Annotated in this window: 17 protein-coding genes; 4 read left to right on the plus strand and 13 right to left on the minus strand. The window is 56.9% G+C overall.

Annotated features, from left to right (window positions below; genetic code table 11):
* Window positions 1-7: 7 nt before the first annotated feature.
* From AC1Q6J_RS20515 to gor, 8 genes are all read right to left on the minus strand, one after another.
* On the minus strand, window positions 8-1195 hold the full coding sequence (locus AC1Q6J_RS20515) for an FAD-binding protein (RefSeq protein ID WP_024921944.1): 1188 nt from the start codon (window positions 1193-1195) through the stop codon (window positions 8-10).
* Window positions 1196-1225: 30 nt separating this feature from the next.
* Entirely contained in the window at window positions 1226-2656 is a 1431-nt protein-coding gene (locus tag AC1Q6J_RS20520; RefSeq protein ID WP_492281028.1) for an FAD-linked oxidase C-terminal domain-containing protein, read from the minus strand.
* Between the two features lie 98 nt (window positions 2657-2754).
* The gene (locus tag AC1Q6J_RS20525) at window positions 2755-3621 is read right to left on the minus strand and encodes a VOC family protein (protein ID WP_024920872.1); all 867 of its coding nucleotides are present in this window, start codon (window positions 3619-3621) and stop codon (window positions 2755-2757) included.
* A 125-nt stretch (window positions 3622-3746) separates the two neighbouring features.
* A complete protein-coding gene (locus AC1Q6J_RS20530; protein WP_024920873.1) occupies window positions 3747-4430 on the minus strand; it encodes a glutathione S-transferase N-terminal domain-containing protein in 684 nt (227 codons plus the stop codon).
* 45 nt (window positions 4431-4475) lie between these two features.
* Window positions 4476-6113 carry an FAD-binding oxidoreductase gene (locus tag AC1Q6J_RS20535; protein ID WP_002713032.1) on the minus strand — a complete coding sequence of 546 codons (1638 nt, stop codon included), beginning with the start codon at window positions 6111-6113 and terminating at the stop codon, window positions 4476-4478.
* Window positions 6114-6433: 320 nt separating this feature from the next.
* Window positions 6434-7882: an NAD-dependent succinate-semialdehyde dehydrogenase gene (locus AC1Q6J_RS20540; protein WP_024920876.1), complete on the minus strand. Its 1449-nt coding sequence runs from the start codon at window positions 7880-7882 to the stop codon at window positions 6434-6436.
* Between the two features lie 43 nt (window positions 7883-7925).
* Entirely contained in the window at window positions 7926-9467 is a 1542-nt protein-coding gene (locus tag AC1Q6J_RS20545; protein WP_024920877.1) for a class I adenylate-forming enzyme family protein, read from the minus strand.
* Between the two features lie 211 nt (window positions 9468-9678).
* A complete protein-coding gene (gene gor / locus AC1Q6J_RS20550) occupies window positions 9679-11064 on the minus strand; it encodes a glutathione-disulfide reductase (RefSeq protein ID WP_024920878.1) in 1386 nt (461 codons plus the stop codon).
* A 357-nt stretch (window positions 11065-11421) separates the two neighbouring features.
* On the opposite strand from gor, the gene AC1Q6J_RS20555 reads away from it, so the two are divergent.
* A complete protein-coding gene (locus tag AC1Q6J_RS20555; RefSeq protein WP_024920879.1) occupies window positions 11422-12153 on the plus strand; it encodes a FadR/GntR family transcriptional regulator in 732 nt (243 codons plus the stop codon).
* Between the two features lie 88 nt (window positions 12154-12241).
* Here the strand turns inward: AC1Q6J_RS20555 and AC1Q6J_RS20560 are convergent, their stop codons facing one another.
* Genes AC1Q6J_RS20560 through AC1Q6J_RS20575 form a run of 4 tightly spaced genes read right to left on the minus strand, consistent with a single transcriptional unit; the run spans window position 12242 to window position 16605 of the window.
* Entirely contained in the window at window positions 12242-13228 is a 987-nt protein-coding gene (locus tag AC1Q6J_RS20560) for a carbohydrate ABC transporter permease (protein ID WP_034459773.1), read from the minus strand.
* On the minus strand, window positions 13225-14097 hold the full coding sequence (locus AC1Q6J_RS20565; RefSeq protein WP_024920881.1) for a carbohydrate ABC transporter permease: 873 nt from the start codon (window positions 14095-14097) through the stop codon (window positions 13225-13227). Before AC1Q6J_RS20565 ends, AC1Q6J_RS20560 begins: the two co-directional genes overlap by 4 nt.
* Window positions 14098-14123: 26 nt before the next feature.
* The gene (locus AC1Q6J_RS20570) at window positions 14124-15485 is read right to left on the minus strand and encodes an extracellular solute-binding protein (RefSeq protein WP_024920882.1); all 1362 of its coding nucleotides are present in this window, start codon (window positions 15483-15485) and stop codon (window positions 14124-14126) included.
* Complete coding sequence (locus tag AC1Q6J_RS20575) at window positions 15445-16605, minus strand: ABC transporter ATP-binding protein (protein WP_024920883.1); 1161 nt, start codon at window positions 16603-16605, stop codon at window positions 15445-15447. Before AC1Q6J_RS20575 ends, AC1Q6J_RS20570 begins: the two co-directional genes overlap by 41 nt.
* Window positions 16606-16874: 269 nt before the next feature.
* Between AC1Q6J_RS20575 and AC1Q6J_RS20580 the strand changes: the two genes are divergently transcribed.
* The 3 genes from AC1Q6J_RS20580 (at window position 16875) to AC1Q6J_RS20590 (ending at window position 21061) form a co-directional block, all read left to right on the plus strand.
* On the plus strand, window positions 16875-18143 hold the full coding sequence (locus AC1Q6J_RS20580; RefSeq protein ID WP_024920884.1) for a CaiB/BaiF CoA transferase family protein: 1269 nt from the start codon (window positions 16875-16877) through the stop codon (window positions 18141-18143).
* A gap of 410 nt (window positions 18144-18553) precedes the next feature.
* Window positions 18554-20194, plus strand: coding sequence for a GMC family oxidoreductase (locus tag AC1Q6J_RS20585; RefSeq protein ID WP_024920885.1), 1641 nt, complete (start codon window positions 18554-18556; stop codon window positions 20192-20194).
* A 72-nt stretch (window positions 20195-20266) separates the two neighbouring features.
* A complete protein-coding gene (locus AC1Q6J_RS20590) occupies window positions 20267-21061 on the plus strand; it encodes a hypothetical protein (protein WP_024920886.1) in 795 nt (264 codons plus the stop codon).
* Window positions 21062-21147: 86 nt separating this feature from the next.
* On the opposite strand, the gene AC1Q6J_RS20595 is transcribed toward AC1Q6J_RS20590, so the two are convergent.
* On the minus strand, window positions 21148-22977 hold the full coding sequence (locus AC1Q6J_RS20595; protein ID WP_024920887.1) for an AMP-dependent synthetase/ligase: 1830 nt from the start codon (window positions 22975-22977) through the stop codon (window positions 21148-21150).
* Window positions 22978-22981: the final 4 nt, after the last annotated feature.

Below are 22981 nucleotides of genomic sequence, written 5' to 3' on the forward strand. Positions count from 1 at the left end.
TTCTATCTCAGATGCCGGAATACATTCTTCCGAAATTGAGAATACGGTCGGGATCGAACGCGAGCTTGATCCTTCGGGTCAGCTCAGTAAGCGCCGGTGAAAGCGGCTCGAATACATCCACGGTGCTTCTCACCTGGGGCGATGCGCGCAGAAGCGTCGCGTGACCGCCGAGACCGCGCATCGCGTTCCGGACAACCGTCGAGCCCGCATCTTCCGATGCGTTGACAGCGAGCCAAACCAAACTGCCGCCCCAATCGTAGAAATGACGCGCATCCAGCACTCGTTTGATGTGGTCAATGACGCCGGGCGCCTTCGAAGGGGCCAGCGAAAGCCGCCATATGGCGCTCTCAGCAGGATCGACCAGCCACCGCGCATCCCGCACGTCCGACCAGACATCCGTGCCGACCGTCTCTTCCAGAAGATCTGCATCTCCATATGGCCGCCAAAGCTTGGCGATTTCCCCGCAACGATAGATCACGGACGATTCGAAGCCTTCGACGCGGACGATGGTCAGGGGTTCGGACACCACTTCCTTCGGCAGGTGCGCTGCTGCGGAAACGGAGAATGGAGATCCCATGGCCGCCGTCAATGCGGCAATCGCCGTCGCATCGTTCAATCCGCGCAGGACGAGCGAGGATGTCGATTCCGGTTTTGGCAAAACCTTGAAAATAACTTCACTGAAGACACCGAAGGTGCCCCACGCTCCGCAATTGAGCTTGACCAGATCGAGACCTGTCACGTTCTTCATAACCCGGCCGCCAGACTTCACGATGTCGCCGCGGCCATTGACCAGCCGTATGCCGATCAAACTGTCGCGGCAGGCTCCAGCCATGACCCGTCGCGGACCAGAAACATTTCCGGCCGCGATTCCGCCGATCGTCGGCTCGTGATCGCCACCCAGAAGCGCCCGATAATCCATCGGCTCGAACGGCAGCATTTGATTCCGGCTTGCCAGTGTCTCGTTGATCTCGGACAGCGCGGTTCCGGGAAGAGCTCCGATCACCAACTCTGTCGGCTCATAGATCGATACTCCTCGCATGCGCTGGGTTGTAACGGATGTCGCATATCCGTTCGGCCTGCCTATTTGCGATTTGCTGCCTGCTCCGCGGACGACGAGCGGTGCATTCCATGCGCCCGCCATTTTGATCGACTCGGAGAGACTCTTTTCGTCGTGCGGCTTCAAATCTCCTGACATGGGAAATTTCGTCCAGCGTTACGCTTGATTTCAGCAGTCAATAGGAAACACCTTGTCTCTGTTGAGTAACGATTTTGGATCAAACGCTTCACGCAAGCGCATCTGCTGGTCCAAATCGATCCTGTTGAATTGATATCTCATCAGATCGCGCTTCTCCAATCCGACACCGTGCTCTCCCGTGAGACAACCACCGACTTCAACACATAACTTGAGAATGTCGTTGCCTGCAGCTTCCGCTTTCGACTGCTCCGCCGGATCGTTGGCGTTATAGAGAATAAGAGGATGCATATTCCCATCGCCGGCGTGAAAGACGTTAGCTACACGCAATCCGTAGCGCTTCACGATCTCGGTGATCTGCGCCAACACGTAGGACAGCTTCCCCGTCGGCACGGTACCGTCCATGCACAAGTAGTCCGCAACGCGCCCGGTCGCGCCGAACGCCGACTTCCGCCCCTTCCATATGGCCGCTGTTTCAATCGCGGATCTGCTCTCCCGCACCGTCTGCACCCCGTTGGCTCGCGCGATCGATATGATCCGTTCAAGCGTCGCGTCCATTTCCGCCTTCGAGCCCTCCACTTCGATGATCAGAAGCGCTTCAGCGTCGAGCGGATACCCCGCCCTGGAAAAGGCTTCGCAGATTTCGATCGCGGCCTTGTCCATGTACTCAATCGCGACCGGAATGATTCCAGCCGCGATGATTTCCGCAACTGTGTTGCCAGCTCCATCGCATGAGGAAAATCCGAACAGAACGGGGCGCGCGGCTTCGGCAGATCTCAGTATCCGGACGGTAGCCTCGGTCACGACCCCAAGCTGACCTTCAGATCCAACCACGACACCAAGCAGGTCCAAACCGCCGCTATCGTGACTGTTTCCGCCAAGGTCGATGATCGTTCCGTCCATAAGCACCATTCTGACGCCGAGAAGATTGTTGGTCGTCACACCGTATTTCAGACAATGCGCACCGCCCGAGTTGTTGGCGATATTGCCCCCGATGGTGCAAGCAAGCTGTGACGACGGATCCGGCGCGTAGAAAAAGCCCCTGTCCGCGACCGCCGCGGTGATTTTTAGATTGGTGACGCCCGCTTCGACGCGTATGAAGCGATCATCATAGTTGATCTCCAGGACGCCGGTCATTCTTGAAAGCCCAAGAACAATGGAGTCCTCGGTCGGAATTGCCCCTCCTGCAAGCGAGGTGCCCGCGCCGCGTGGCACGACCTTCACATCGTGGTCATGGCAAAACTTGAGAACAGCACTGACTTCGTTCGTCGATGCCGGCAGCACAACGGCCAGCGGCATCTTGCGGTAGGCGGTGAACGCGTCGGTCTCGTACGCCCTGCACTCATCCCTGTCCGTGACAAGCCCATTGGACGAAACAAAGCGCGCCAGATGTTCCACGATGGCTTCACGGCGATCGAGTATGTCCTTGTTCGGCTCGGAAAACATGATCGCGTTCAAGAGCATCCCCTTCATCGGAACACGCGGCTGGGCACTTCAAGGTTCGAGAGAGAATCTTCCATCTCGTCCAACACGGATCTTGATGTCAGTGCACGCTCCAGCCTCTAGCCAGGAGCCAAGACACGCTCCGGGTGTCCGGACCATTTCCATGCGAGCGTCGGCCTGGAAATGCCAAGCATCATTCCATCGAGCGCACTCGGATGAAGCCAGATCTGTTCGGGCTCCCGGCCTTCCTGCTGCTCCTCCCGCGAATCCAGGGTGAGGCCGGCGCCGTCCGCCCGTGCTGCCCGCTCAATGCTGCCTACTTCATGGCTCTCAGCGTATGCCATATAGAATGACGCGCGCTCACGCTCGTAATATCGGCCCATCGTCTTGGACGCATCGGTGGGGGTGATGACTTCGAATCTATCGAGACGATCCGGAGAAAAGAGAGTGAGAACGCCGGTATATCCGAAGAGCTCCGACGTGATCGTAACAAAGCTCTCCTTGTTCAATCCGAAGACGCGCGAAATTTGGTTCACCGCGGCGGCTTGGTCCGCCGCGAGCAATGTGACTTCGTAGAAGAAATCCAGCTTTCCTGCCGGCTTCACGTCGCGTAGCGGCGAGATCACAAAGTGCACGGGGCTGCCTTCGATCTCGATGCGAATGAAATCCTGGTCACCCTCTGTGATGTGCTGGGCACCGGCATTGATCGCATTGCTGGCGAGGCCGGACATATCCAACGATGTCGCTCCGGCGCCGAAAACATGAGACCGCCCGCGCCGGACCAGTTCATGCTCCACAATCCCGGTGCCATCCGGCTCCAGAAGTTCGACTTCGCCTGTTCCTACGCGCAGCGTGGTCCGTCTGGCCCGAAGCGCCTTGATAAGGTCCGAGGAAATCTCCTCGGCGCCCAGTCTGCGGCGCCAGGTTTCCGCAACGCTCTTGGCGTCCCGCGTGGCAATCTGCACGCGATCGATCGTTGTCAACATCCCAAAAATCCCTTGTTGGCATTCTAAGGCAAGGCGCGATTGCTTCCGGTCGATCTACCGCATTCGTTATGTATCTCCGCGACGAACAGCCCGCGGCCGATGGCGTGATTGCCATCTCTTCGTTGTCACGCTTTCGCGCCAAACATGTTTTTCCAGGATTCCGTGCCCGGTTTTGCTTCCCACTTTTTCGTCTCGGACATGACGGCCAACCCCTCCTGCACAGCGGGACGAACCTTGATGGCGTCAAACCAGCGCTTGAGATTGGGATACGTGTCAAGCTCCTGTCCCTGCCATCGATAGGGCCGAATCCAGGGAAAGGTCGCAATATCCGCGATCGAGTAGTCGCCAGCGAGATATTCGCGGTCGGCCAGGCGACGATCGATCACACCATAAAGCCTGGCGGCCTCCTTCGTGTAACGCTCGACGGCATAAGGAATCTGCTCTGGCGCATAACGCCGGAAATGATGAGCTTGACCCAACATAGGTCCGGCGCCGCCCATCTGAAACATCAACCATTGAATGACTTCCATCCGTGCCCGCGCATCGGACGGCAGCAACTTGCCGGTCTTCTCAGCAAGATACAGAAGGATGGCCCCCGACTCGAAAACGGACAGCGGCTTCCCGTCCGGGCCATCATGATCGACAATGGCCGGGATCTTGTTGTTCGGACTGATCTTGAGAAACTCGGGGCCGAATTGATCACCCTTGGTGATGTCAATCGGCAGAACCCGATAATGCAGGCCGAGTTCGGCCAGCATTATCGTGATTTTGTATCCATTCGGCGTGGTCCAAAAGTAGAGGTCAATCATATACCAACGTCCTGCGAAACAGCCGAATGGATAATGTCGTTCGATTTAAGCCTTGGGCTTGTCGAACAGAATGCCTGGATTGAGCACCCAGTTTGGATCGATCTCGCGCTTGTTGGCTTGCATCATGCGGATGAAGCCCGGATCGATCTCCTTGTCATACCAGGGCCGGAAGCTGCGTCCGACGGCATGGTGATGCGTGATGGTGGCGCCGAGTTCGAGCAAGGCGTCGGAAGCCACCTTGTTCAGGGCCGCATAGTGCTCAATGTTCTTCTCGTGAGAAGACGGAGCCATGATCGAGTAGTACGGCGCCGGTCCATCCGGATAAAGGAACGAGAAGCGACGGCAGACAATGCCTCCACCGCAAATCTTCTTTTCCGCTTCAGCCACCCGCCGCATGACTTCCGTGTCGAGCGCCTCAAACTTGTCCCACGTATAGGCCGTTTCGAAGGTGAAGCTGACAATGCCCATGGCCGCGCGAACGTGCATGAGATAGGGCAGATAGCGGAACTGGTTGCGCCAGCTGCCCTGCGCGCCCGATCGGCTGGTTTCGAGAGCATCGCTGCCCGTTCCGGCCTTTTGCTTCACCGTACCGCCGAAATCCCTGCAGATTTCCAGCGAGCGATCCAGCCACGCATCGACCGGATGATCGGCCGATTCATAGCCGATCAGCAGCACCGATTCCGTGCCATCGCCAGCTCCATAGAAGAACGCGTCCTTCTCATCGAGATAGCGGCAGTTTGCGGGATAAAGACCGGCCTGGGTGATCTGCCGAACGGCCTTCGCACCCTCGTAGAAAGTCTTGAACGACACAGAGGCGTTGGCGCGGAACTTCACCCGGCCCTGTAGACGCATCCAGGCTTCGGTGATGATTCCAAGCGTACCTTCTGATCCGATGAAGGCGCGATCTGGGCTCGGACCGGCGCCCGAGGCCGGCAGCCGGCGGTTCGTGATCGTGCCGGTCGGCGTGACGACGCGCAGACTCTCCACCATGTCGTCGATATGAGTCAGATGCGTCGCATAGTGACCGGAAGAACGGGTCGCGATCCATCCACCGAGTGTTGAGAACTCCCAGGACTGCGGGATGTGGCGCAATGTGAAGCCGTGCGGCTTTAGCTGCTCCTCGAGCGAAGGACCGAACGTGCCACCCTGGATACGAGCAGCACGCGAGGTCGGGTCTACCTCCAGAACGCGATTGAGATTCTCGAGGTCGATCGTGACCACGCCCTTGTAGCTGCTGTCGTCCGGTGGATTGATGCCGCCCGTGACGCTTGATCCGCCGCCGAAAGGCACGGCCGCGTAGCCATTTTCACCGCACCAGTCGAGAACGGCCGCAATGTCTTTCTCGTCACGAGGATAGGCCACGACATCCGGCGGATTCGGATACTTGCGCTTGTAGATCATGGCCAGATCGCGGAAGCTCTTGCCATAAGTATGCGAGACGCGATCCCACTTTTCCGTCGTGCAGAAGCTCGCAAGGGACGCCGGTGGCTTGATCCGCGGAGCGCGCAACTCGATCTCGTCAAGAGTCGGATCCGGCAGAACTGTGAAATCGCTCATTCCGAGACGCTTGGCGACGCGTTCGTGCATCGACTTCACTTCAGACTCGGGAATGTCTTGGCCTTCGTAACCCCAACTCCAGAACTTCCTACGCTGCCCTTTTGGCATATTCAGGGGTGCATTCATTGCTTCGCTCCTTGTCCTCGCTTGTGTTGAACCAGAAAGTCAGTCCGACCCGATTCGTACGGCCCGATAATCGGGAGGGAAATCTTTGGTCGACTACTGGCCAATCCAGATTGGTAATACCAATTAATGCCCGGCGAGTTTACTTGTCAAGCGTATCTTCAATCGCCGATCGACAATTTCTTCGCTGCCGCAGGCCTTCTTGCGAGACCATGGCCCCATCAAGCGGGCGTGGCAGAGCAAACCCGCCGGCGTCCGCGCAACGAAGCTCTGGAATTTCAACTGGCGGGAGAAAGCCGCGAAGCCGCGATGACCTTCGCCGCTCAGCTATTCATTTGAGTAACGAACTTGGTGTTCAGATAAGCCTCCATGGCTTCCGTCCCGCCTTCGGAGCCGTAGCCGGAGTCCTTGATGCCACCGAACGGGGTTTCAGGCAGCGCAAGACCATGATGGTTAATCGACATCATTCCGCTTTCGACGCCCGTGCTGATGGCGCTAATGACGGAGGCCGATTTGGTATAAGCATAAGCAGCTAGGCCAAAAGGAAGACGATTCGCTTCCACGATGGCTTCATCGATCTCTGAGAAGACGCTGACAGGTGCAATTGGACCAAACGGCTCTTCATTCATGATGCGCGCGTTCAGCGGGACGTCCGTAAGCACGGTCGGCTCAAAGAAGAATCCCTCGTTTCCTATCCGCTTGCCACCGGCCCTGATGCGGCCGCCGCGCGATGTGGCGTCCGCGATCAGTGCCTCCATTGCCTCGATACGGCGATGATTGGCCAACGGACCCATCTGACTCGCGGCGTCGAGACCGTTGCCAATCACCAGATTCTCTGCAGCCGATGTGAAGTGGTCGACAAATTCCTCGTAGACACTCTTGTGCACGATAAAACGCGTAGGCGAGACGCAAACCTGACCCGCGTTCCTGAACTTCGCCGCCGACAACAATTTGGCGGACTGCGCAACGTCAGCGTCACCGAACACCAGCGCCGGCGCATGCCCTCCCAGTTCCATCGTCACGCGCTTCATATGGGATCCCGCCAGAGCAGCGAGTTGCTTGCCGACCTGGGTCGAGCCTGTGAAGGAAATCTTGCGAATGATGGGGTGAGCGATCAGATACGAAGACACCTCGGCTGGCACGCCGAAGACCAGGGTGAGCACGCCGGGCGGCAGACCGGCATCGGCATAGGCCCGAACCAGAGCGGCACAGCTGGCCGGCGTCTCCTCAGGTCCCTTGAGAATCACGGAGCAGCCGGCCGCGATCGCAGCCGAGATTTTGCGGACAGCCTGATTAATCGGGAAATTCCACGGCGTGAACGCCGCCACCGGACCGACCGGCTCCTTGATCACGACTTGCTGCACTGCTCCGGAACGTGAAGGAATGGCGCGGCCGTAGGATCGGCGAGCTTCCTCGGCAAACCAGTCGATGATGTCCGCACCCAGCAGCACCTCCAGCTTCGCTTCCGCCAGGGGCTTTCCCTGCTCGAGGGTGAGAATGCGAGCGATTTCCCCGGCCCGCTCCCGCAATTTTTCGGCAGCCGACCGCATCAGCTTGTAGCGGTCGAACGCGGACGTCTTGCGCCATATGCCGAAGCCGCGCGATGCGGACTCCAGCGCGCGGTCAAGGTCGTCGATGGAAGCGTGTGAAACGCGCCCAATCGCGAGCCCGGTTGCCGGATTCAGCACGGCGCCCGACTTGCCCTGCGATCCCTCGCACCAGGTCTCGTCGATGAACATTTTGATATCCGGATAGGCCTGTTCCTGATTCATGGCGATGTCCAACGGCGCGTGATGAGAATTGGGTCTGGAAGGACTAGACGGCTAGGCCGGCTGTTTCGGCATATTTCTTCAAGTCATGCTTCCGGATCTTGCCGTTTGGCGCGACCGGAAGTTGCGACATCACGATGATCTGCTGAGGCTTCTTGTATCGCGCAAGCTGTTCCTCGATAAGCGTGAACAGATCGTCCGTTTCTATGCAGCTTCCAGGAACAGGCTCAACAAAGGCGACGATCTCCTCGTTGCCTTCAATCGATCGCCCGACGACCGCAGAGTTGAGAACCATCGGATGCGTGTTAAGCACCGCCTCAATCTCCGGCGGATAAACATTGAACCCGGAACGGATGATCAATTCTTTCGATCGCCCCTGCATAATCATTTCGCCGCGCGCGTTGCGGCTGACGATGTCTCCGGTCTTCAAGTAGCCGTGCTCATCGATAGCATCTGCGGTCAGTTCCGGCTGACCGTAGTAGCCAAGCATCACATTCGGCCCTCGTACGAGAAGCTCGCCAGGCAAACCGTCTTCGACCTCGTTACCGTCCGCTCCGACAATCTTGATCTCGACTCCGGAAATGGGCGGGCCGATATTGATTTCGTCGCTTCCCTTTGCATATTGGGTTCGGCTGATCGTGGGTGACGTCTCTGTGAGACCGTAACCGTTGTGAAGAACGACCCCAAACACGCGTTCGACGTTTTGGCGCAATGAAAGGTCGAGCGGAGCCGTGCCGGTGTAAACATATCGAAGCGTGTTCGGTGTAAGTTTAAGGCCGGCTTGGTCAACGTGAGCGACGATGCGCGCCAGTAACGCGGGAACGGCGGTAAATATCGTGAGCGTCTTGCTTAAGATGGCTTCGATGGCCTGCGTGAGCGAGAATCTGGGCATGATTTTCAGATGCGCGCCTGCGAACAGCATGCCCTGCATGAGCGTCAGTCCATACGAATGGGAAATCGGCATCACGCATAGCGAGACGTCGTCCGGACGAATTGTATCGGTTCTTTTCCCCCGGCACGCGACAAACGCCAGACTACGATGACTGAGCATCACCCCCTTTGGGCGGCCGGTTGTGCCCGTCGTGTAGATAACAACGGCGACCTGTCGGGAGGGATCCTGGTGCGTCCGCTCCGCAACCGAGTTCGCATCGAGATCTCCGACTTTCACCTTCCCTATGCCGGTGAACGACTCGATGTCCGCATTCCGGCGACAAGCATGAGCATCAGCCTCGGATGAAACAGTATGGGTATAGAACACACGCCGTGGCCGGCAATCACGCTCTATCAAATTCAGCTCGTTCTGGCTGAGACGTGCATTGGTGATGACCGCCCAGGCGTCGAGCCGGCTTGACGCATAAAGCAAGACGATTGCAGCAATCGAATTTTCACACACGATCATGACCCGATCGCCTGGACGAACACCGAGCCGACTCATTTCAACGGCGACCAGTTCAACGACGTCTATCAAGCGGCGATAGGACCAATCGACACCGCGCTCGTCAGTAAACGCAACCCGAGAGGCGTCGCCCTTGGCGCCCTCATCGAGTATCCCGTGAATGCGGGCGGGCAAATTCGATATCAGATCCATGTTGTCAGCCTGTTTCTTGGCCGCTGCTAAGTCCGAGCCGCATCCGCATTGCGCCATCGGCACGTGGACACGGCTGCTGCTTAAGTCTGCAGCTCCATATTGGTACTACCAATTTGGTCTTCTCAATTGCGCGATGTCAAGCGGTATTTCTTGGACCGCGCCTGTTCGCCGGTCCGTCTTTTAGCGTCCGGGGGGCAGGAGTTCTGAGCGGCTATTCCGCCGCCTCCCGGACATAACGGTGGGTCGGCGTTCGCATCGTCACCAGTTCCTCGGCAGAGGTGGGATGCAGTGCCATCGTCGCATCAAAGTCGGCCTTGGTTGCTTTCATCTTAATCGCGATAGCGACAGCCTGAACGATCTCGGCAGCTTCCGGACCAACGATGTGGCAGCCGAGAACACGGTCGGATATTTGGTCGACGATCAATTTCATCAGAATGCGGCCTTGGCTGCCTGACAGCGTGGCCTTGATCGGCCTGAAATCGGTCTTGTAAACATCCACATGCGTGAACTGCGCCCTCGCTTCGGCTTCAGTCAGCCCGACTGTTGCGACCTGAGGCTGCGAGAACACCGCTGTTGATATCTCGGCATAGTCAACGCGCACAGGCCGCTTGCCAAACACAGTATCGGCGAAGGCATGTCCTTCGCGAATTGCGACCGGCGTCAGATTGACCCGGTGGGTGACGTCGCCCACCGCATAAATGTGCGGCACGCTGGTTTGCGAAAAACCGTCGACGGCGATGCCGCCGTTGTCCGGATTGAGCGCCACGCCCGCCTTTTCAAGCCCAAGGCCCTTGACGTTGGGATGACGGCCAATGGCAAACAGCACCTGGTCAGCAGCGATCGTTGTTTCCCCGGACAGATGCGCGGTAAAGCTCTCACCGTGCTTCTCGACCTTGGTCACCGTGCAGCCCGTGAGAACGCAAATGCCCGCCGCTTCGATCTCTCCGCGGACATGCGCGCGAACGTCCTCATCGAATCCCCGCAGGATGTTATCGCCGCGATAGACGAGCGTCACTTCGGTGCCGAGACCTGCGAAGATGCTGGCGCACTCCAGCGCGATATAGCCACCGCCCTGGATTACGATGCGCTTCGGAAATGCAGGCAAGTGAAAAATATCATCCGACGAGATGACATGCTCGATACCGGGAATCGCCGCGCCGTGATTGGGCGCGCTTCCGGTGGCGATCAGAATGTATTTCGCGCGCACCTTTTCGCCGGTCGACAGCCGAAGCGTGTGCGCATCCTCGAACACCGCACGTGCCTTAACGACACTGGCGCCGGCCTTCGCGGCATTGCCGGTATAGGCCGCTTCGAGCCGGGCAATTTCCCTGTCCTTGTTGGCGACCAGCGTCGGCCAGTCGAATGTCGCGTACGGAATGTTCCATCCGAAACCCGCGGCGTCTTTAATTTCCCCGTGGACGTGCGCAGCATAGGCAAACAGTTTTTTCGGCACGCAACCGCGAATCACGCAAGTGCCGCCCATGCGATACTCTTCGGCAAGCATGACCTTGGCGCCATGATTGGCTGCGATCCGCGCGGCGCGAACGCCGCCCGAACCGCCGCCGATAACAAACAAATCGACGACGTAGTCAGCCATGACGGTTTGGGGCTTGCTGGTTTGCCCGGTGGGATCCAAAGGCTTCAACATTTATCAACCTGATAGCAAGGAACTGTGCGCGAAGAGCATTTTTCGGGGTAAGGTGGCTTAGGTCCTACCAATTCGGTATACCAGTCTTACATGCTCGGTGAAGAGCAATCAAGCGACAGCCATGCGGGCCGCGATTTGGTTTGTGGATTCGGGGCGCCCGGTCCGGGCCCGGCGCGCAAAGCACCTGTCATGTCATCGCCACTCGAAATAAGGTGAATATCACTCAGATTCGTGACTATTGGAGAGGCCGGCATGAAAAGGCTTGACGTACCAGTCTCCTCACGAGCGCAGAAAGAGCAGACGCAGATGACCGAGCGAAACCGAACCGACAAGCCTGAGGCTCCCTCGAACGCCATTGGAAAAATCCTTTCGTTTATCCGTGAACGCCGCTATCAACCCTCCGAGCGCCTGCCGTCCGAACGAGACTTCGCGGAGAAATTCGAAACAAGCCGGGGCGCCGTCCGTGAGGCGCTGGCCGCTTTGGAAGTCATGCGCGTCATCGAGAGACGGCCCAACTCGGGCATCTATCTGCGAAACTCGGATGAAAGCAGCATCGAAGCTCTCGTCCTTCACGCCGAGTCCGGCCTTCCATTCCAAGCCAACGAGATCGCCGATGTCTTCGAGGTGCGGCGTATGCTCGAAGTACAGGCCGCTCGGCTGGCCTGCACCCGCAGGACGCCTGACAATATCCGCGATCTGCGCGCGATTTTAACCGCCACCGAGAAGCGTCTTGCGAAGAAGCAGACAATCGAGCTGGAAGACGAGGCATTTCACCTTGCGATCTTCGCTGCTACCAAGAATGATATCCTGCTTCGCGTTGTAAAATCATTCTACGAACTGTCCCGGCAGCGTCGCCGTGTTTATTTTTCCGATCACAGTCGCGGTCGCCGCTCCTATGAGGATCATTGCGAAATCCTTGAAGCCATCGAGGGACGGCGCGTCGGCCAAGCCGAACAGAAAATGAATGAGCACTTGTCTCAGACAATCGAAACCTGGCAGACGCTTCTGGGAGAGCCAAAGATACCCGTAAGACGATAAGCTTTCTCTGCAAGCTCGCGCCGCTCAAGCGGTACACGCTGGTTCCGGGCGCCTTGGCGCCCCGAACCAGCCCTAAGACAGATGCCGCCTACCCCTTCAGGGCCCCTGCCGTAAGTCCCGCGACGAAATAACGGTAGCAGAACGTAAAGATTACAAAGAGCGGTAATGCAATGAGGGATGCACCGGCGAGGATTTCGCCCCAGCGCAGATCCTGCGCTCCCAGCATCGACGCAAGGGCGACCGGAAGCGTCTTGTTTTGGTCGCTCATGATGAGAATGAGAGCGAATACATAGTCGGCCCAGGACAGCAGGAACGAAAAGATGCCGACCGTGATCAGACCCGGCGCGGAAAGCGGCAGGACAACCTTGATAAATGCGCTGAACTGCGAACAGCCATCCACCATTGCGGCTTCTTCCAGGTCAAATGGCATCGACTTGAAGAAACCCCACAAAAGCCAAACGCCCAAAGGAAGCGAGATTGCGAGATGAGCGACCAGCAAGCCCCACAGGCTGTCGGAAAGACCCGCCATGCGGAACAACGCTGACATCGGAATCGCGAGCATCAATGGCGGGAACATGTAGGCGAACAACATCGACGCGACCAATGTTGTCTTACCGCGAAACCTCAGCCGCGTCGCGCCATAGGCTATAAATGCCGAAAGCGTCGTGGAGACGATAATCGTCGCCATCGCCATCAGGGTGCTGTTGAGAAAATTGGCCGTGTAGTTCGTGAGTTCCAGCAAAGACCTGTAGGACGACAGATCCGGCGGCCAGAACACCAACGATGTGTCGAGAAACAACCGTTGCGGCGCCCGGAGACTGGATATGATCATCCAGTAAATCGGGAAAAACGAATATACGCAGATTAAAATGACAGCCGAATAGAGTGCGATGCGGCCGGCAAGTTTCTTGACCGGCCCGCTCACCCAGCCGAACGATTTCTGCCCGGATACAGGCGATGATATCTCCGTCGGCAAAGGCTCAGACCTGGATGAATGGCGAAGGAATGGCTTCTGCCGCGGATCGGAAACAGCCGCAACGACGGAAGGGTGTGAATATTGCTGTGTCACGGTCATCGCCCCTGCTTTGCTTCGTCGATCGGAAAGAATCTGAGATAGATCAGAATGATGGACGCCAGCAAAAGAAACGAGATCGTTGCAACCGCCGCTCCGCCCCCGAGATCGAATTCCAGGAACGCGCGTCGATAGGCCAAGATCGGAAGCGTCTCGGTCTGGTTCAGCGGCCCTCCCTTAGTCAGCAGCCAGATCACGTCGAACTTGTTGAACATCCAGATACCTCTCAGCAGAATGACCACAATCAACACAGATCGAAGTCCCGGCAGTGTGATATGCCAGAACTGTTTCAGGGCGCCGGCTCCATCGACCCGGGCGGCTTCATAAAGCTGAGCCGGAATTGTCTGTAGACCGGCAAGCACGCATGTCACCACGAACGGTGTCCATATCCAGACACTGACGAGAACAACCGTTCCCTTCGCAGTCGCGGAGTTTGCGCCCCAGTCGAACATGCTGGATCCGAACGACGCGAGGACACTCTTGATAAGCCCATAGTTTGGATCAAGCATCCATTGTGCGATGAGACACGCAACAACCGTCGGCAAAAAGTACGGAACTATCGACAACGCCCGTACAATCGTCTGCCCGACGAACTGACGATTCAGAACGAGCGCAATAGACACGCCGAGCACGACTTGCGAAATAATCGCAAAAATGGAAATCACCAATCCATTCATGAGCGCGGCCCAGAAGCTCGGGTTCTTGAGCGCGGTCAGGTAATTATCGAGCCCGACCCACCGCGGCGGAGCGATAAACGACTCCGCCGCGTAGAATGAGAGCTTGATGGAATACAGGAGTGGCCCGCCGACAACGGCGCCGAGTATCAAAACACCCCCGACGAACAAGCCAATAATTCGCCAATCCTGCCTCATGAAGAACCTACTTTCCCGCCAACAACTCAGCCTATCGCCCGTATGCGATCGGCGGCCGTTTTCACACAGTCGGCCGACGACATGTTCTTGAGCACCTTGTTTTGCAGCATTTCCGGCATGATGTTGCCGTCAAATACCTTGCAAGGCCGCAGATCGATCGAAGGCCCGATCAGATCGACGGACGAAAGCCTGACCTTGCTCTCTGGATCGATGAACGACTTCATCTGCATCATCGTTGCCCAATGCTTCTGAATCATCGGGTGTTTCTTCCAGCGAGGGTCTTCATAGACATCCAGGCGCACAGGCTGGAAGTTCATCCAGGCGGAATGCAACCAGTCGATATAGTGTTCGTCGATGAACCATTTGAGGAACTTCATTGTTTCCTCACTCTGCTTGGTCTTGAACGCGACGAAGCCATCGAAGGCGAAGGGCAGCGCAGACTGTTTGCCACCGCTATCCGGCGCAGCGAAAATTCCGTACTTGTCTGCGAGTTCCGGATTTCGTGCTTCGAGCGCTTCGACCACTCGTCCCGAGTAAAGTGTATGCGCGACCTTCCCTGTAACGAAGAGACTCATAAGCTCCGCGTAACCCACCGTGTTCAATCCGGGAGGCATTGTCTTGTAGAGCTCGCCGAAAAGATCGAGGAAGCGGCCTGCGCGGCCGGCGTTCTCCGGCGCATCCAGAACAACGTTCCACTTGTCGTCGTAGAACTGCGGAGCTTCCGCAAACAGATTGCCAAAACTTGCCCAGTTGGTAGCGCTGTCGCTCGCCAGAGGAATAACGCAACCGCCGCGTTCGATATTTCCGTCTTTTGAAACGGTCAGCGCCCGGCAGTTTTCGAGATACTCTGCCCAGGTGGTCGGGACTTTCAGACCCTTCTCGGTATAGAGATCCTTTCGATAGTAGCACGTCACCAGGTTGTAATCGTAGGGATAGAACCAGTTCTCACCCTGGTACGTCCACGCACCCATCTTGCCCCACGAATGCTGCTTTACAAGCTCCGTCATCGGAAGAAGATGACCACCACGGGCGTACTGAAGAATATGAGCGATATAACCTTGGGTAGAAAGGTCATAAGGCGTGCCCGCATTGATCGCCGCCATGGTCTTCGCATAGGCACCGCTGATCGGCGTCGAATCGACAATGATCTTGACGCCGAACTTGCTCTCGTACGCACTGCAAGCATTTCGCAGGACAGTCTGGCTATCGGCCGCGGTCTCATTGTTCAGAAATCTAAGCGTTACCTTTGCCTGCGCATTGACGTAAGGAGCCGCAAAGGAGCTTGCTGCCCCAGCCATAACAGCCGCAGATGTTTTCAGGAAGTTTCGCCGATTAAAGCTGGAAGACTTATTCTTGAATTTCCATTCGCTTGGATTGTACTTGGTCATGATTCTCCCTCCCTTTGTTAATTTCTTTTATCGATTTTGATTGCCTCAATGTTTTTCCGCCGTCGCGCGAGAACAAGTGCAGCTGCTGCGCCGGCAGATAGACGGAAATTCTGTCGCCGGCCGCGAGCACGTCGTCACGCGCGAACACCGCACGAAACTTCTGATCGAATATCGTCCCGAGAACATATGTTTGCGCACCGATTTGCTCGACGAGGTTGACCACCATCTCGATGCCAGATGCTGAATCAGCGCGCGTAATGTGTTCTGGCCGAATACCGAATGTTACGTTCTTCTCAGTCTCGGAGAACTCACCATCTGGAAGTTCGAGCACCAGTTGACCTGAACGAACCTTCATTCCAGCGCCGTCGCGGATCAACTCACCCTCAGCAAGGTTCATCTCGGGTGAGCCGATAAACGCTGCCACGAAAGCGTTGACCGGCCGGTCGTAGAGATCAAGTGGACTGCCGACTTGCTGAATCCAGCCGTCTCGCATGATGACAATCCGGTCACCGAGCGTCATGGCTTCGACCTGATCATGCGTCACGAAAATCATCGTGGCACCAAGCCTGGCATGCAGCGTCGCAATCTCCTCGCGGGTTTTTACGCGTAACTTGGCGTCGAGGTTGGAAAGAGGCTCGTCCAGCAAGAAAACGTCGGGGTCGCGAACGAGCGCGCGACCGAGCGCGACGCGCTGCATCTGACCGCCCGACAACTGTCGCGGCTTCCGCTCAAGCAACGGCTCCAGACCAAGACTCGACGCAGCGCTTCGCACACGACGATCGATCTCATCCTTCGACTCGCCCCGGACACGAAGGCCGAACGCCATGTTGTCGTAGACGGTCTTCTGAGGATAAAGCGCGTAGTTCTGGAACACCATCGCGATGTTGCGATCTTTCGGCGGCAACGCGGTTACATCCCGCCCGCCGATCAAAATCTTGCCGGACGTCACATCGTCAAGACCGGCAAGCATGCGCAGCGTCGTCGACTTCCCGCAGCCGGATGGCCCGACAAAAACAATCAGTTCACCGTCGGCAATATCCAATGAGAAGTCCTGAACGGCCCAAGGCCCTCGATCTCCGCCAAAGGATTTCGATACATTCTGGAGAGTGACCCGCGCCATATAGAAAACCTCACTTCGCGTTGCCTCTAATTATTATCGTTACGCGGGAACTAGCCACATAACCGTCATCCAAATTGGACAGACCATTTTGGTCTTCCATACGTCCCCCTTTATCGACTGTCAAGCAATCTCCCCGCTCAGCATCAGCAAAATCCGGATCGACCTCAATTTTGTTTGGTTTGACCAATTTGGTAAATCCAATTATAGATCCAAGAAACATGCGATCTCTCGAGAGCAGATTTCGCCGTATAAACTGACAAGGAAATGTCATGGCTGGACCTCTGGTTGGTTACCGAGTGCTCGATCTCTCAAGAATTCTGGCGGGGCCATGGTTGGGCCAGTTGCTTTCTGATCTCGGCGCGGAGGTCTGGAAGATCGAACGTCCGGGCACCGGCGACGACACGCGGCAATGGGGTCCTCCATTCCTGAAGGACAGAGACTCCAACGACACGACCGAAAGCGCCTACTTTCTCAGCGCTAACCGCGGCAAGCATTCGATCTGCGTCGACATCGCAACCGAGGAAGGCAGCGAAATTGTACGCTCGCTGGCGCAGCAAGCCGACATCGTGATTGAGAATTACAAGGTCGGCGACATGCGACGGTACGGACTGGACTACGAGTCCCTCCGGAAACTGAAGCCGGATATCATTTATTGCTCCATCACCGGTTACGGTCAAACCGGTCCGATGAAGGACGTCGCAGGATACGACATGGCCATTCAGGCAACCGGCGGCCTGATGAGCATTACCGGTGAGAGCGACAACAAACCGGGTGGAGGACCTCAGAAGGTTGGCGTTCCGATCGTCGACATTCTGACTGGCATGTACAGCGCGACGGGTGTCCTTTCGGCACTGCTGCATCGCGAACGCACCGGCGAAGGCCAACACATCGACATGGCTTTGCTCGATGTTCAGGTGTCCGTGCTTGCCAACCAGAGCTTGAACTATCTTACGACGGGGCGTTCGCCCAAGCGTTACGGCAACGCGCATCCGAATATCGTCCCCTATCAGGTATTCAAGACAAAGGACGGCTCATTCGTGCTCGCGGTCGGCAACGACCAGCAGTTCAGAAAATTTTGCGCGACGGCGGGATTTGCGGAACTGGCCGCCGATACCCGTTTTGCCACGAACACCGACCGGCTTCATAATCGTGATCAACTCATCCCGCTTCTCGATGTCCATCTGGCCAAGCAGACGACGCATCACTGGGTATCGTTGCTGGAACCGGTCGGCGTTCCTTGCGCGCCGATCAACACGCTGGATCAGGTGTTTGCTCATCCGCAAGTGATCCATCGGGAGTTGCAGATCAATCTTCCGCATCCTTCCGGCGCCATTACGCCTCTCGTCGGCAACCCGATCAAGTTCTCGAAAACGAAGATCGAATATTCGAAGAGCCCGCCGCTTCGAGGTGAAGACACCGAACAAGTTCTCAAAACCGTGCTAAAGTTTGATCAGGCGAAAATTCAGAGGCTCAGCGACCGCCGGATCGTCGATACTGGAACGCATCCGCAGCATTCCAAATCCGGGCTGCCCGAATAATCCGGGTGCATTGTTGGCAACCACGGACGTCCGCGCCGATACGCCAGGCCGAATATCTGGCAGCGGAGAGCCTCACTAGTGACCGAGGGCCCAGACCGTCTTTTCAAAGGCCGATCTTTCTTGTGGCGACATACTCGCCTTCCAATGCTGCAACCCTTTCGCCGACCAGAGAAAAACGGCACAGGCTGCCGCAACAAGCATGACCGTAAACACACGAGTGATCACCGAAGCACCTCTCTGTTGACGCCAGAGTCGCTGTTCTTATAATTGGACATACCAAAATGGTAATCCAAACTGACCTAAAAACAATGGCAAAAATTCGTCGCCGCAATCGCAAACGACTGACGCTACGCACTTCATGCCAGATCAGCCGCACCTGCCAGCCGCACGCGTTCCCAGGGGATTCGAAAATGAAACTATCCGGATATGATTACATCATCGTCGGCGCGGGATCCGCTGGATGCGTGCTGGCTTCGCGGCTGAGCGAAGATCCAAATGTCAACGTTCTGCTGATTGAGGCCGGTGCTCCTTCCGCGTCCATCTTCGTCCACATGCCCGCTGGCATTCGGGTTCTCTATACGAGCCCAAAATATAACTGGCAGTTCTGGACGGAGCCTCAGGCAAATCTCAACAATCGAAAAATTTACATTCCGCGTGGACGGGTTGTGGGCGGCTCGTCCTCCATCAACTCCATGATTGCAATCCGGGGCAATGCCTGGGACTACGACTCGTGGGCCGCGCAGGGCCTACCGTCATGGAGTTACGAGAACCTGCGCCCCTATCTTAGAAAAATCGAGGACGCGACTCTAGTCACCGGGGAGAGAGATCAGGATCGAGGCTACTCCGGCCCTATCCGACTGTCCTACGGCACTCTGCAACACCCCATTTCGAAAGCATTCATTGAAAGCGCGGTGTCGGCCGGCTTGCCGGAAAACAACGGCTTCAACGGACCGTCCCAGGTAGGCGCGGGCTTCTACGAACTTACCATCGCAGAAGGAAAGCGATCCGGAGCCTTCAAGTATCTTGATCGAGCGAAGGGACGGCGTAATCTCACTCTTATGGCCAACTGCAGAGTTCGCCGGATCGCTATGGAGGGAACGCGGGCGCGGGGCGTTGTGATCGAAAAGGGAGGACGCGAGGTCACCATCCCGGCGGAGCGCGAGGTGTTGCTGACATCCGGAGCCATCAGCTCACCACAGCTGTTGATGTTGTCGGGCATCGGTCCGGCGGATCACTTGCAGTCGCTTGGTATCAAGCCTGTTCTTGATTCCGCAGGCGTCGGAGACAACCTGCAGGACCATCTCGACTGCGCGATCCGCATGGAGGCATCTCAGCCGGTCACGCTGACGCCTTATCTCGGCTTGATCAAGGGAGGCCTCGCAGGAGCGCAATACATTCTTCGGGGTACCGGCCCTGCAACCTCCCAGGGGGTCGAGGCCGGCGCCTTCTGGGGACCCGACCAAGGTTCGTCGCTGCCGGAGTGGCAAGCTCATCTGATCGTCGCGCTCCGGAATCCTCCACCTAATGAACGCATCGCTCATGGCTTCGCGATACGCGTTTGCCAGCTTCGGCCTAAGAGCCGTGGGACCCTGCGATTGCGGTCGGCTAATCCATCCGACACTCCAGCTATCGATCCCCGTTTTCTCTCTGACGAGTCGGATTTCGTCAGCATGCAGGAAGGGGTTAGACAACTGTGCGGAATCATCGATCAGCCGGGTCTGAAAAAATTCGTCAAACGAAAAATCGACATCGATGCGTTTACCAGTGTCGATTCCCGAAAAAAATGGATTCGCGCGCGCGCCGAAACGATCTACCATCCTGTTGGCACTTGTCGCATGGGCGAAGACAGCAACGCTGTTGTCGATGGCCAATTGCGAGTCAGGGGAATCGACAACCTGAGAGTCATCGATGGTTCAATCATGCCGACTGTGATCAGCGGAAATACCAATCTGCCGATCATGGCCATGGCCGAGAAAGCTGCCGAGTTGATTGCAGGTAACAACAAGACGAGCCAATTTCAGGCGCACAACAGCAAAGCCCGGTCCGCCTGACTCCCGCTATCCGGCCCTAACATTTTGGAATGCAGAGCACACGGCTTGGCGCTCGCATCGCGAGGATGAATCATGACTGAGCGGCTAGAGCCGTATCGTGTAAAAGCTTACAACACCGCCAAGCTGTCGGAAAATAAGATGCACGACGACTCCGTGGCCCTGAAATATGGCTTCAAGGGCGGATTGGTGCCCGGCGTCGATGTGCTCGCCTACATGATCCACGTTCCCGTTGCGAAATGGGGCCGGGCATTTCTCGAACGAGGATTGATCGAAGCGCGCTTCGCCAAGCCCGTCTATGACGGCGAGATGGTGCTGGTTCAGGCCGAGGAGTCCGGCGAAGTGATGGCCCTGACTGTCGGAAGCGGTGAAATAGCAGCAACCGGAACAGCCTTACTCGCCGCCAAAGCGCCGTCATTTTCTCTCGCTGACTATCCCGACACCGCGCCTGTCGAGACGCGAACGCCTGCCGACACCAACTCCTATCGGCTCGGTAAGTGGCTCGGCACCGCCCCAAGATCTTGGCAAGGTGAGGTAGGCGCGGAGTATCGCGCCGAGGTGCGAGACGCTGAACCAATTTATGCGCGCGAAGGTCTCGTCCATCCAGGCGTGCTACAACGGATCATGAACAGAGTCCTTATGGAAAATGCTCTCCTTGGACCATGGATTCATGTCGGCAGCCGCATGCAGATGTTGTCAGCCGTGGCGGACAGCGACAACTTGGCCGCCCGCGCATGCGTAACAGCTAATTACGAGAAGAAGGGTCATTTGTTTGTGGAATTAGACGCACTTATCGTGGCCAACCAACGCATTCCTGTCGCCCATTGCCAACATACGGCAATTTATCAGCCCCGCGCAGAGGCCTTATGAGGTGCCATGCCAACCTCAAATCCCCAAAATGGGTGAATCGCCCACTGTTGACTGCCTGAATGATGTCTGCGGGCACCTTAACTGCTCTATTTTTCTGCCATCTCCAGTTCACGAACGACATAGAGATTTTCGATTTCCAGGGCATACTTCTTCTGAACGTTGGCGCGGCGAACTTTCATCGTCGCGGTCACTTCGTCATCGTCGTGATCCAGCTCTTTCGTCAGAAGATGGAATTTACGAATTTGCGAAACCTGCGCAAGCTGACCATTCGCCGTATCGATCTCTGACTGAATCAACTCACGGAGGCTTTCGTTCTCGGTGAGATTCCTGAAGTTGGTATAGGCGATGCCCTTCTCTTCCGCCCACTTGCCGGCGAGGTCGTAATCGATCTGGATCAACGCTGAGACATACTTGCGCGCCTCACCGATGACGATGCATTCCTTGATAAAAGGGCTGGCCTTGACGGTATTCTCGATTTCCGACGGACTGAGATTCTTCCCGCCAGCCGTGATCATGATGTCCTTCAGGCGATCCACAATGCGGAAGTGGCCATCCTTGAACTCCGCGACGTCGCCGGTATGCAGCCAGCCATCGCGGATTGCGACATTGGTGGCTTCGTCGTTTCGATAGTAACCGACAAAAACCGTATCGCCGCGCAACAGCAGTTCGTTGGAATCTCCCAGCCGCGCATCCATTAAGGCGATGCCATAACCGACCGTCCCCACCCGCCGATCCGTCAGCACTTGCCCCAGCGCAATCCCGGAGCTTTCCGTAAGACCATAAACTTCGATCAGCGGCACACCGATGGTGCGGAAGAAGTGCACGATAGCCGGCGAAATCGGTGCGGCACCCGTCATAGCAATGCGGGTTTTGCGCAACCCGATAAAATTCTGCAGCGCCCGAAAAATCAGCCAGTAAGACAGGCCGAACCTGATCCTCTCAGACAATGTCCTGTCCGCGGCGTTCTTCTCCGCAAACGGCTCGCACGCAGCATAAGCGCGTTCGAACAGCGCCCGGCGAATGCTTCCGGCTTCCAGCAATTTGATATGGATCGACGAATGCAATTTCTCCCAGATACGTGGCACGCCGAGAAACATGCTTGGCGCAACCTCGCGCAGGTCTTCCTGCACAGTGCGGATCGATTCTCCGAAATTGACCAGCGAGCCGAGATAGATCGGCACCATCACCGTTGTCATCTGCTCTGCGACATGGCACAGCGGCAGATAGGACAACAGACTTTCATGTCGCGACAAGTCAAGACGATCCACCGAAGCCATCGCCTGCGCGCGGATATTCTTGTAGCTCAGCATCGCGCCTTTCGGCTTTCCCGTTGAGCCCGAGGTGTAGATGATGAGTCCTATCTGCGCGAGTGTCTGCCCATCGATCGTCGCATCAACCAGCCCGGCATGGCTCGTCTCGAAGTCAGCACCGAGAGCTTCGAGCGCATCGAACGATATGACCTGATCGGCGGGATAGTCCCTGATCCCTTTGGTTTCGATCACGATGATCCGCCGAAGCCTTGGAAGTTCGTCGCGGCGTTCCAGAACCTTGTCGACCTGCTCCTGATCTTCGCAGACGATGACTTCGGATTCGGAATGCGCCAGAACGTAGGCCACTTCATTCGACGGGCTCGTCGGATAAACGCCGACCGCGATCCCATCGACAATGTTGGCGCCGAGCTGCGCCAGCACCCACTCGATCCGGTTTTCGGACAGGATGGCGACATGGCCGCCTTCGTTGAGCCCAAGCGCGCGAAAGCCGAGACCCACATGGCAGGCGCGCTGGTAGTAGCGCTCCCATGTCGAGGGATTCCAGATGCCAAATTCCTTTTGGCGGATCGCCACATCTTCCGGCGACCGGCGCGCATTTTCGCGCAGCATCTGCGGCAGCGTGAACTCTGGAAATTTATCGCTCATGCAA

Source organism: Afipia sp. MLSD5-FHT05B12 (assembly GCF_058793355.1).

What these genes read in the sequence shown, in the direction of transcription:
- AC1Q6J_RS20515 (WP_024921944.1), bottom strand. Translation starts at nt 1,195, where the DNA reads ATGTCAGGAGATTTGAAGCCGCACGACGAAAAGAGTCTCTCCGAGTCG.
- AC1Q6J_RS20520 (WP_492281028.1), bottom strand. Translation starts at nt 2,656, where the DNA reads ATGCTCTTGAACGCGATCATGTTTTCCGAGCCGAACAAGGACATACTC.
- AC1Q6J_RS20525 (WP_024920872.1), bottom strand. Translation starts at nt 3,621, where the DNA reads ATGTTGACAACGATCGATCGCGTGCAGATTGCCACGCGGGACGCCAAG.
- AC1Q6J_RS20530 (WP_024920873.1), bottom strand. Translation starts at nt 4,430, where the DNA reads ATGATTGACCTCTACTTTTGGACCACGCCGAATGGATACAAAATCACG.
- AC1Q6J_RS20535 (WP_002713032.1), bottom strand. Translation starts at nt 6,113, where the DNA reads ATGAATGCACCCCTGAATATGCCAAAAGGGCAGCGTAGGAAGTTCTGG.
- AC1Q6J_RS20540 (WP_024920876.1), bottom strand. Translation starts at nt 7,882, where the DNA reads ATGAATCAGGAACAGGCCTATCCGGATATCAAAATGTTCATCGACGAG.
- AC1Q6J_RS20545 (WP_024920877.1), bottom strand. Translation starts at nt 9,467, where the DNA reads ATGGATCTGATATCGAATTTGCCCGCCCGCATTCACGGGATACTCGAT.
- gor (WP_024920878.1), bottom strand. Translation starts at nt 11,064, where the DNA reads ATGGCTGACTACGTCGTCGATTTGTTTGTTATCGGCGGCGGTTCGGGC.
- AC1Q6J_RS20555 (WP_024920879.1), top strand. Translation starts at nt 11,422, where the DNA reads ATGACCGAGCGAAACCGAACCGACAAGCCTGAGGCTCCCTCGAACGCC.
- AC1Q6J_RS20560 (WP_034459773.1), bottom strand. Translation starts at nt 13,228, where the DNA reads ATGACCGTGACACAGCAATATTCACACCCTTCCGTCGTTGCGGCTGTT.
- AC1Q6J_RS20565 (WP_024920881.1), bottom strand. Translation starts at nt 14,097, where the DNA reads ATGAGGCAGGATTGGCGAATTATTGGCTTGTTCGTCGGGGGTGTTTTG.
- AC1Q6J_RS20570 (WP_024920882.1), bottom strand. Translation starts at nt 15,485, where the DNA reads ATGACCAAGTACAATCCAAGCGAATGGAAATTCAAGAATAAGTCTTCC.
- AC1Q6J_RS20575 (WP_024920883.1), bottom strand. Translation starts at nt 16,605, where the DNA reads ATGGCGCGGGTCACTCTCCAGAATGTATCGAAATCCTTTGGCGGAGAT.
- AC1Q6J_RS20580 (WP_024920884.1), top strand. Translation starts at nt 16,875, where the DNA reads ATGGCTGGACCTCTGGTTGGTTACCGAGTGCTCGATCTCTCAAGAATT.
- AC1Q6J_RS20585 (WP_024920885.1), top strand. Translation starts at nt 18,554, where the DNA reads ATGAAACTATCCGGATATGATTACATCATCGTCGGCGCGGGATCCGCT.
- AC1Q6J_RS20590 (WP_024920886.1), top strand. Translation starts at nt 20,267, where the DNA reads ATGACTGAGCGGCTAGAGCCGTATCGTGTAAAAGCTTACAACACCGCC.
- AC1Q6J_RS20595 (WP_024920887.1), bottom strand. Translation starts at nt 22,977, where the DNA reads ATGAGCGATAAATTTCCAGAGTTCACGCTGCCGCAGATGCTGCGCGAA.